Origin of the sequence: Streptomyces sp. NPDC001381, assembly GCF_042895685.1 — a bacterium.
GTDB lineage: Bacteria > Actinomycetota > Actinomycetes > Streptomycetales > Streptomycetaceae > Streptomyces.
On record NZ_JBIAWO010000004.1, the window covers coordinates 534,105 to 543,295 of the forward strand.

Below are 9,191 nucleotides of genomic sequence, written 5' to 3' on the forward strand. Positions count from 1 at the left end.
ATGCGGGACATGGTGCTCATCGCCCTGTACGCCTTCGCCGGCGCCGCCGCCACCGGCCTGGCCGGAGCGGGTGCGCTGCGACTGCTGCGCCGCCGTTCGCTCACCACCTCGCTCGCCGTGGTCGCCGCCGTCGGGGTGGTGGCCATGCTCGCGGGCACCCTCGCCGTCGCCTGGGCGATGTTCCTCTCGCCGCACGACCTGACGGTGGTGACCACGGTCGTGGCGATGGCCGCGGTCGTCTCCCTGGCGACCGCGCTGCTGCTGGGCCACCGGGTCGTCACCAGCAGCCGTGAACTCGCCCGGGCGGCACGCTCGTTCGGCGACGGCGGTGACTTCACCGCGCCCGACGGGCCGGCCCCCGCCGAACTGGAGGCGCTCAGCCGCGAACTGGCGGCCACCAGCGCCCGGCTGGCCGAGTCCCGGGACCGCGAACGCGCGCTGGAGACCTCCCGGCGCGAGCTGGTCGCCTGGATCTCGCACGACCTGCGCACCCCGCTGGCCGGTCTGCGGGCCATGTCCGAGGCGCTGGAGGACGGCGTCGCCACGGACCCCGGCCGCTACCTCCGGCAGATCCGCACCGAGGTCGAGCGCCTCAACGACATGGTCGGCGACCTCTTCGAGCTCTCCCGCATCCACGCCGGCACCCTGCCCCTCACCCCGGCCCGGATCTCCCTCTACGACCTGGTCGGCGACGCTCTCGCGGGCGCGGACCCGCTCGCCCGCGAGCACGGCGTACGGCTGGTCGGCGACCGGGTGGCGGCCGTCCCCGTGGAGGTCGACGGCAAGGAGATGAGCCGGGTCCTGGGCAACCTCCTGGTCAACGCGATCCGCCGGACCCCGGCCGACGGCACGGTGGCCGTCGCCGCCGAGCCCTCCCCGGAGGGCGTGGTGGTGTCGGTGACGGACGGCTGCGGCGGCATCCCGGAGGAGGACCTGCCCCGCGTCTTCGACACCGGCTGGCGCGGCACCCACGCCCGCACGCCCCCGGCGGGCGCGGGCCTGGGGCTGGCCATCGTGCGCGGGATCGTGGAGGCACACCGGGGCCGGACGACCGTACGCAACATCCCGGGCGGCTGCTGCTTCGAGGTGACCCTGCCGGTCGCCGGCCCCACCGGGGTCTGACGGGCCGCCGCCGGCCGGGCCCGGTCCGTCGGGTGCCGGACGGACCGGGCCCGGCCGCTTCGGGTCGCCGCCGCGTGTCCAGCCCGTCCGGCGTCCGAGGACGAGGCCCGTTCAGGGCCGAAGCGGGGGCCTGGGGCGCGGCCCCCAGGACGTGAGCGGACCGCCCCCGGCGTTCACTCCCCCGCCCGCGCGAACTCCCTCATCCCCTCCGCGAAGGCCACCCCCGGCTTCCAGCCCAGTCCGGCCCGCAGCCGCGACGAGTCCGCGGTGATGTGCCGGACGTCGCCGAGCCGGTACTCACCCGTGACGACCGGCTCGGGCCCGCCGCAGGCGGCGGCCAGCGCCCGGGCCAGCTCGCCGACGGTGCGCGGCTCACCGCTGCCGGTGTTGTACGCCGTGAGCGCTCCCGGGGCGGCCTCCGCCTCCAGGGCGGCCACATTGGCGGCGGCCACGTCGCGCACGTGCACGAAGTCCCGCCGCTGCCGCCCGTCCTCGAAGACGCGCGGCGCCTCGCCCCGGGCCAGCGCGGAACGGAAGAAGGAGGCCACACCGGCGTACGGGGTGTCGCGGGGCATCCGGGGCCCGTACACGTTGTGGTAGCGCAGCGACACCGCCGACCCGCCCGTCGACCGGGCCCAGGCGGCGGCCAGATGCTCCTGCGCGAGCTTGGTCGCGGCGTACACGTTGCGGGGGTCGGCGGGCGCGTCCTCGGTGACCGGCCCGGGGGAGAGGTCCGCCCCGCACCGCGGGCACGGCGGCTCGAAGCGCCCCGCGGCCAGGGCGCCGGCGGCCCGCGGCCCCGGCCGCACCACCCCGTGCCGCGGACACGCGTACCGCCCCTCCCCGTACACGACCATCGACCCGGCCAGCACCAGACGCCGTACGCCGGCCCCCGCCATGGCGGCGAGCAGGACCGCCGTCCCCAGGTCGTTGCGGGAGACGTACTCCGCCGCGTCGGCGACCCCGTCGCCGAGCCCGACCATCGCCGCCTGATGGCAGACCGCGTCCACGCCGGTCAGCGCCCGGGCGACCGCCGCCGGGTCGCGCACGTCGGCGCCGGGATCGTCCCGGACGTCGTAGACGAGCGGTTCGTGCCCGCCCGCCCGCAGCGCGTCGACGACATGGGACCCGATGAACCCGGCACCGCCGGTGACCAGTACACGCATACCGCCACGCTAGGTCCGCCCCCTCGGCACGCCCCCGTGACCCGACCGGCACGTCATCACTCCGTAAGACGGCGAAGGCGCGTCGGAAAGCGGCGAAGGTGCGTCGGAAACAGACAAAAACCCCCTCGCGCGAGAAGCTTCCCTACGCCTTCGCGGGCGCACCGTGCGCCGGCCAGACCCTGGGAGGACCGCGTGACCGCTTCGTCGCCCGCCACCGACACACCCCCGGCCCGGTACGACGACCTGCGTGCCCTGGTCGTCAACTGCACCCTCAAGCGTTCGCCGGAGACGAGCAACACCCAGGGGCTGATCGACCGCAGCACCGCGATCATGGACGCCCAGGGAGTGCGGGTCGACGTGCTGCGCGCGGTGGACCACGACATCGCCACCGGTGTGTGGCCCGACATGACGGAGCACGGCTGGGCGACGGACGTCTGGCCGGAGCTGTACCGGCAGGTCCTGGCGGCCGACATCCTGGTGCTGGCCGGCCCCATCTGGCTGGGCGACAACAGCTCCGTGATGAAGCGGGTGATCGAACGCCTCTACTCGTGCTCGAGCCTGCTCAACGACGCCGGGCAGTACGCCTACTACGGCCGGGTCGGCGGCTGTCTGATCACCGGCAACGAGGACGGCGTGAAGCACTGCGCGATGAACGTCCTCTACAGCCTGCAGCACCTCGGCTACACCATCCCGCCCCAGGCGGACGCCGGCTGGATCGGCGAGGCGGGCCCCGGCCCCTCCTACCTCGACCCCGGCTCGGGCGGCCCGGACAACGACTTCACCAACCGCAACACCACCTTCATGACCTGGAACCTCCTCCATCTGGCCCGGGCGCTGAAGGACCTCGGCGGCATCCCCGCCCACGGCAACCAGCGCAGCGCGTGGGACGCCGGCTGCCGTTTCGACTTCGAGAACCCCGAACACCGCTGACCCGGCGGCCGAACCGGTCAGGATCGGAGAAGCCGCGGTCACCCGGCCGCGGCTAGCGTGAAGGTCATGGACATCAGCATTCACACGACCTTCCTCCCGCACGAGGATCCGGACGCCTCCCTGGCCTTCTACCGCGACATCCTCGGCTTCGAGGTCCGCAGTGACGTGGGACAGGGCAAGATGCGCTGGATCACGGTCGGCCCCGCGAACCAGCCCGGCACGTCCATCCTGCTGGCGCCGCCGGCCACCGATCCCGGCATCACCGAGGACGAGCGCCGCACCATCACCGAGATGATGGCCAAGGGCACCTACGGCTGGATCCTGCTGGCCACCCCGGACCTCGACGGCACGTTCGAGAAGGTGCAGGCCGCCGACGCCGAGGTCGTCCAGGAGCCGACCGAGCAGCCGTACGGCATCCGCGACTGCGCCTTCCGCGACCCGGCGGGCAACCTCATCCGTATCCAGGAACTCCGCTGAGCCGGAAGGGGGTTCCGCCATGTGCCATCCCGGATGGGGACGCGCGCTCACCGCGGCGCGGCGCCTGAGCGACCTCGCGCGGCTGCGCCGGGTCCGCGACCGGATCGGCCGGGAGTACGCGCGGCCGCTGGACGTCCAGGCGCTCGCCCTCGACGCCCGCATGCCGGCCGGGCAGCTCAGCCGCCAGTTCCAGCTCGCGTACGGCGAGTCGCCGTACGGCTGTCTGACGAGGCGCCGCATCGAGCGCGCGACGGCGCTGCTGCGCCTCGGGGACCTCGGTGTCACCGAGGTCCGCATCGCGGTCGGCTGCCCGTCGCCCGGCGTCTTCAGCACCCGCTTCACCCAGCTCGTCGGCACGCCGCCCGGCGACTACCGGCGGCAGGCACCACCGCTCGGCGGGACACAGGCGCAGTGAACCGGCCGGCGATCCAGGCTTTCAGGAGAGGAAACCCGCGATGAAGGACACACAGACGTCCGCCACGTACGACGGCTTCACGGCCGAGGAACGGGACGCGATGAAGGAGCGCGCCAAGGAGCTGAAGACGTCCGCGCGCCGCAGCCCGCGCGCCAAGGCGGACCTGGAGGGCGAGGTGCTCGCGAAGATCGCCGAGATGCCCGAGGCGGACCGCGTCCTCGCCGAACGGATCCATTCCCTCGTCAAGGAGCACGCGCCCGCCCTCGCGCCGAAGCTCTGGTACGGGATGCCCGCGTACGCCCTGGACGGCAAGGTCGTCTGTTTCTTCCAGAGCGCGCAGAAGTTCAAGTCGAGGTACGCCACGCTGGGCTTCAGCGACCGGGCGACCCTCGACGACGGCGACCTGTGGCCGACCACCTTCGCCCTGACGAGACTCACCCCCACCACGGAGCAACGCATCGCCGCACTCCTGAGCCAGGCGACGAACTGACAGGACACCGCCCCCGAGGGCGCCGACCCCAGAACACGGGACCCCGCCCGCTTGCCTCCCCCGCCGACGGGCTCCCGTCCCGGGGCCCCGCCCGGCCGGGCCCTCGCGCGGGCGGGGTGTCCTGTCCGGGGGCCCGCCTGGATGGCCTCCCGCGTCGGCGGGGGCCCTGTCCCGGGGGGCCGCTTGCTTGGCGGGGATCGGTGTGGTTCTGGCGTGGGCGGTGAGCTGACGGGGCGATGGCCCCCAGGTGCTTCGGCCCGAGGACTCGGGGGGGGCGCGCCGCTTAGCCTCCCGCGTCGGCGGGGGCCTGTGCCGGGGCCCGCCCGGACGGGCCCTCGCGTGGGCGGGGTGTCCTGTTTCGGGGGCCCGCCCGGATGGCCTCCGCGTCGCGTGTCCCGGGGGGCTCGCTTGCGTGGCGGGGATCGGGGTGGTTCGGGGTGAGCCGGTGGGTGATGGGGTCGAGCCATCCGCATCCCCGCGCCCTCAGACCGACCCCCGGCCAGTCGTCGGGGCCCGCGTGGGAGGTGGCTCAGTCGCCGTCGTGCTCGAAGCCGGCCTCGGCGAGCGCCAGCATGTGCGCGGCCGTGAGGGTGTTCCACGGGTCGGCGGCCGTGGTCAGCAGCCAGGCCGCCGCCGTGACCGACTCGCCGGGCGGGATGACCAGCAACTCCCGGCGGCCCAGGGCGCCGCAGTCCAGGGAGATGGCGTGCGTCTCGGCGTCGACGGCCGACAGGGTCACCTCGATCGTCCGGCCGGGTGCCGTGACCCGGTGCGGGGCGTCGGGCCAGGCGACGGCGTCCACGGTGACGCGGGTGACGGTGCCGAGGCCGGGGGCCAGCGAGCCGACCAGGGCGGGCAGTTCCAGTTCGAGCATGTCGCAGCGCGGCCACCAGGCCCCGGCCAGCGGCCCGCGGGCGCCCCCGGGCGGGAGCGCCAGCCGGGCCACGGGCATGCGGTAGGTGTGCGCGGGGTCCGGGGAGACTCCCCCGGCAGGTGTTCCGGTGACGTCCGTCATGCGATCCCGTTCTCGGTCGGGGCCTCGAACGGGACGCCGGGGCCTCACTGGTCCGAATAGCCGATGTCGCCGATCGTCCAGGCGCTCACGTCCTTCAGCGCGACGCGGTACATGCCGCCCGTGTCGGGGATGCCGAAGCTGCCCTGGAGGATCCGGGCCACGTGGAAGTGGAGGTGCGTGGGCCTGCCGCCGTGGTCCGGGTGGTCGTCGGCGGCCTGGGGCGGGTGGAACGCGGCGGCGAACTGTCCCAGGTGCTTGGAGTCCCGCAGGACTTCGGCGACGCGCTCCTTCCACAGGGCCTCCGGCGCCAGCCGTCCTGTGATGACGGCTCCCGGGATCACTACGGTCAGGGACATCTGGCTGCTGTGCCGCGACTCCACCATCGCGGCGATCGAGACGAGCAGGTCGTCAGGGTGTGTCATACCGCAAGAGCCTAGTCCGGCGACGGGCGCCGGTGCGTGCCGGGAACGGGGCCGTCACCAGCCGAGCGCGCTCTCGTCGGCCCGCGCGTCCAGGCCGGGCGTGACCGGGCGCGCGTCGTGGCAGCTGAAGCCGAGCCGGGTCAGCGCCCGGCGCATCTCGCCGGCGGTGAAGTCGCGGCGGCTCTGCCGGGTGATCACTTCGCCGACCTGCATCACGGGGTAGACGTGGCGGCCGACGGTCACGGACATGCCGGTGACGGGTTCGGGCGTGATCCCGCTCATCGACTGCTCGACCTCGCTCTTGATGAGGTCGAAGGGGAAACGGGCGATGACACAGCGCATGGATGCCTCCACAGGGGCGGGGGAGCGACACCTCGAAGGGGTCGACCGCGCGGGGATGCCAGGACGGCGGTCAGGGGGCGAGGGCGAGGACGCCCAGGGCGTAGCCGTGCTCGTCGATGACGGGGGACACGTCCAGGGTCCGGCCCCGCATCGCGGCTTCCGCCTCGCTGAGCACGGCCACGGACGAGGTGAACGGACCGCGGTCGAGGGGTATGTCCCGCAGCCGCGTGCGGTCGCTGTACCAGGAGCCGCCGCGGTGCGCGGCGAGCTGGGCCCGGGTGACCAGACCCGCGCACCGGCCGTCGTCGTCCCGGAGGAGCAGGTGCGGGACGCGGGCGCCGATGAGCACGGACAGGGCCACGTCGACGGTCATGTGGTCGTCGACCTGGGGACCGGGAGCGTGCATGGCGTCACGGGCGGTCAGGCCGGTGCCGCCGGTGTGCGCGGACGGCCGTGCGCGGGGCGGAACTGTGGGCAAGGGCTTCTCCTCTTCGTCGGGGCGGGCAGGACGGCCGAAGGCTCGTCCCGACTGCGGGAAGTGCGTCCCCGGACCGGCTACGGGGTGTCCCTCGGGGCGGAGCGGCGGGTACGGGCGCCGGCCCGTCCCCTGCGGCGGTTGGCGTTGGATCCGGTGCGTTCGCGCTGTTCGGCCGCGGGCGCGGGCTCGACGACCGGCACGCCGGAGGGGGTCCGGGCGCCGGTGATGCGCTGCAGTTCGGACTCGCCCGGGCGGACCCGGGCGGTGCGCGCGGTGATGCCGGCGTCGGCCATCAGACGGTCCACCGAGCGCCGCTGGTGCGGCAGGACGAGGGTGACGACGGTGCCGGACTCGCCCGCGCGGGCGGTGCGGCCGCCGCGGTGCAGGTAGTCCTTGTGGTCGGCGGGAGGGTCGACGTTCACCACGAGGTCGAGGTCGTCGACGTGGATGCCACGGGCGGCGACATTGGTGGCCACCAGGGCCGTGACCTGGCCGTCCTTGAACCGGGCGAGGGTCCGGTTGCGCTGCGGCTGGGACTTGCCGCCGTGCAGGGCGGCGGCCCGCACGCCGACGGACAGCAGGTGCTTGACCAGCCGGTCCACCGCGTGCTTGGTGTCCAGGAACATGATCACTCGCCCGTCGCGGGCGGCGATCTCGGTCGCGGCGGTGTGCTTGTCGTCGTCGTGCACGTGGAGCAGGTGGTGCTCCATGGTGGTGACGGCGCCCGCGGACGGGTCGACCGAGTGCACCACCGGGTCGTGGAGGTAGCGGCGTACCAGCAGGTCGATGTTGCGGTCCAGGGTGGCCGAGAACAGCAGCCGCTGGCCGCCGGGGGCGACCTGGTCGAGCAGGGCGGTCACCTGCGGCATGAAGCCCATGTCGGCCATCTGGTCGGCTTCGTCCAGCACGGTGACGGCGACCTGGTCCAGCCGGCAGTCGCCCCGTTCGAGGAGGTCCTTGAGACGGCCGGGTGTCGCGACGACGACCTCGGCGCCGCCGCGCAGGGCGCTCGCCTGGCGGCCGATCGACATGCCGCCGACCACGGTGGTGAGCCGCAGCCGCAGGGCGCGGGCGTAGGGGGCGAGCGCGTCGGTGACCTGCTGGGCCAGTTCCCGGGTGGGGACGAGGACCAGGGCGAGCGGCTGCCGGGGCTGGGCCCGCTGTCCGTTGAGCCGGGCCAGTACGGCCAGGCCGAACGCGAGGGTCTTGCCCGAGCCGGTGCGGCCGCGGCCCAGCACGTCCCGGCCGGCCAGCGCGTTCGGCAGGGTGGCCGCCTGGATCGGGAACGGCACGCTCACGCCCTCGGCGCCGAGCGCGGCCAACAGCCGTGCGGGCATGTCCAGTTCGGCGAACGTCTCGACCGCGGGCAGCGGTTCGGTGAGCGTGGTCGGCAGGGCGAACTCCTGCCGGGGGGCGGTGGAGCGGGTCCGCCGGCCGTTGCCGTGTCCGGTGCCCGGGCGGGAACTCTGCCGGCCCGTCTCCTGCGTGCGGGAGCGGCCGCCGTGCGCGGAGCCTGCCGAACGGGTGGAGGTCCTGTCGGTGCGGAAGCGGCCGGAGCGGCTACCGCCACTGCGGGTGCGGTTCATGGAGGAACCTTCCTCGATGCGGCGTATCGAGGAATTCCGTCCAGCGGCTGAGGCCGCGCCAGGATTCACAAGAATGAGCCGAAGAAAAAGCCTGGCCGAGCCTCTCGGCGTAGTGAAGCCGGGGCAGTCGGTGAGGCGGGAAAACCAGGGAATCCTGGAAACCCGGGAAAACCCGGGGAAGCAATGGGCTGAGGCCCGCACCCCAAGAGTGCGGGCCCCAGTCACATGATGGCGCGTCAGCGTCAGGCGGGAACGATGTTCTCGGCCTGCGGGCCCTTCTGGCCCTGCGTGACGTCGAAGGTAACCTTCTGGCCTTCCTGAAGCTCGCGGAAGCCGGAGGTGGCGATGTTCGAGTAGTGGGCGAACACGTCAGCGCCGCCGCCGTCCTGCTCGATGAAGCCGAAGCCCTTTTCCGCGTTGAACCACTTCACGGTGCCAGATGCCATACTGAATCTCCTTTGGGGGCAGTGCCGGAGTCCGCACTGTGCGGATTCCGAGTCGCCGCGATGATCAGCCCCTCCGGAAAGATCCGGAAAGCTCTCCAAAGAAACAAGTCTCTGGCAACCAAAACTGCAACTGGGTATCACACTAACACAGGTCTGCTGGAAGCCCCATGCATTTTCGGGATGGTCTGAAAATCTTCATCCGTTCGGCCCCTGTATTTTCCGTCCCACCGGGACCGCGTATCTCCCCCGCCGGAAGGGGGTGTCCGCCCTGGCCGCACGGGGTGCGAGGGGTGACGCGACGG

The 9,191-nt window shown here is 73.4% G+C and carries 12 protein-coding genes; 5 read left to right on the forward strand and 7 right to left on the reverse strand.

Features of this window, described 5'->3' with window-relative positions; translation table 11 throughout:
- Complete coding sequence (locus ACFY2L_RS20995) at window positions 1–1,122, forward strand: sensor histidine kinase (protein ID WP_390659568.1); 1,122 nt, start codon at window positions 1–3, stop codon at window positions 1,120–1,122.
- A 173-nt stretch (window positions 1,123–1,295) separates the two neighbouring features.
- Here ACFY2L_RS20995 and ACFY2L_RS21000 read toward each other — a convergent pair whose 3' ends face one another.
- Window positions 1,296–2,288, reverse strand: a complete 993-nt coding sequence (locus ACFY2L_RS21000) for an NAD-dependent epimerase/dehydratase family protein (protein ID WP_390823019.1) — start codon at window positions 2,286–2,288, stop codon at window positions 1,296–1,298.
- Between the two features lie 192 nt (window positions 2,289–2,480).
- Here ACFY2L_RS21000 and ACFY2L_RS21005 point away from each other — a divergent pair, with 192 nt between their 5' ends.
- From ACFY2L_RS21005 to ACFY2L_RS21020, 4 genes are all read left to right on the forward strand, one after another.
- The gene (locus ACFY2L_RS21005) at window positions 2,481–3,218 is read left to right on the forward strand and encodes a flavodoxin family protein (RefSeq protein WP_390659566.1); all 738 of its coding nucleotides are present in this window, start codon (window positions 2,481–2,483) and stop codon (window positions 3,216–3,218) included.
- 66 nt (window positions 3,219–3,284) lie between these two features.
- A complete protein-coding gene (locus ACFY2L_RS21010) occupies window positions 3,285–3,695 on the forward strand; it encodes a VOC family protein (protein ID WP_390659565.1) in 411 nt (136 codons plus the stop codon).
- 19 nt (window positions 3,696–3,714) lie between these two features.
- Window positions 3,715–4,110: a helix-turn-helix transcriptional regulator gene (locus tag ACFY2L_RS21015; protein ID WP_390823020.1), complete on the forward strand. Its 396-nt coding sequence runs from the start codon at window positions 3,715–3,717 to the stop codon at window positions 4,108–4,110.
- Between the two features lie 40 nt (window positions 4,111–4,150).
- The gene (locus ACFY2L_RS21020) at window positions 4,151–4,600 is read left to right on the forward strand and encodes an iron chaperone (protein ID WP_390659563.1); all 450 of its coding nucleotides are present in this window, start codon (window positions 4,151–4,153) and stop codon (window positions 4,598–4,600) included.
- A 529-nt stretch (window positions 4,601–5,129) separates the two neighbouring features.
- Here the strand turns inward: ACFY2L_RS21020 and ACFY2L_RS21025 are convergent.
- The 6 genes from ACFY2L_RS21025 to ACFY2L_RS21050 form a co-directional block, all read right to left on the reverse strand.
- The gene (locus ACFY2L_RS21025; protein ID WP_390659562.1) at window positions 5,130–5,615 is read right to left on the reverse strand and encodes a DUF5994 family protein; all 486 of its coding nucleotides are present in this window, start codon (window positions 5,613–5,615) and stop codon (window positions 5,130–5,132) included.
- A 44-nt stretch (window positions 5,616–5,659) separates the two neighbouring features.
- Window positions 5,660–6,037 carry a hypothetical protein gene (locus ACFY2L_RS21030; protein WP_390659561.1) on the reverse strand — a complete coding sequence of 126 codons (378 nt, stop codon included), beginning with the start codon at window positions 6,035–6,037 and terminating at the stop codon, window positions 5,660–5,662.
- A gap of 54 nt (window positions 6,038–6,091) precedes the next feature.
- Window positions 6,092–6,379 carry an SCO5918 family protein gene (locus ACFY2L_RS21035; RefSeq protein WP_390659560.1) on the reverse strand — a complete coding sequence of 96 codons (288 nt, stop codon included), beginning with the start codon at window positions 6,377–6,379 and terminating at the stop codon, window positions 6,092–6,094.
- A 70-nt stretch (window positions 6,380–6,449) separates the two neighbouring features.
- Complete coding sequence (locus ACFY2L_RS21040; protein WP_390659904.1) at window positions 6,450–6,785, reverse strand: CBS domain-containing protein; 336 nt, start codon at window positions 6,783–6,785, stop codon at window positions 6,450–6,452.
- 149 nt (window positions 6,786–6,934) lie between these two features.
- Complete coding sequence (locus ACFY2L_RS21045; protein ID WP_390823021.1) at window positions 6,935–8,443, reverse strand: DEAD/DEAH box helicase; 1,509 nt, start codon at window positions 8,441–8,443, stop codon at window positions 6,935–6,937.
- Window positions 8,444–8,685: 242 nt separating this feature from the next.
- On the reverse strand, window positions 8,686–8,889 hold the full coding sequence (locus ACFY2L_RS21050; RefSeq protein ID WP_007383480.1) for a cold-shock protein: 204 nt from the start codon (window positions 8,887–8,889) through the stop codon (window positions 8,686–8,688).
- Window positions 8,890–9,191: the final 302 nt, after the last annotated feature.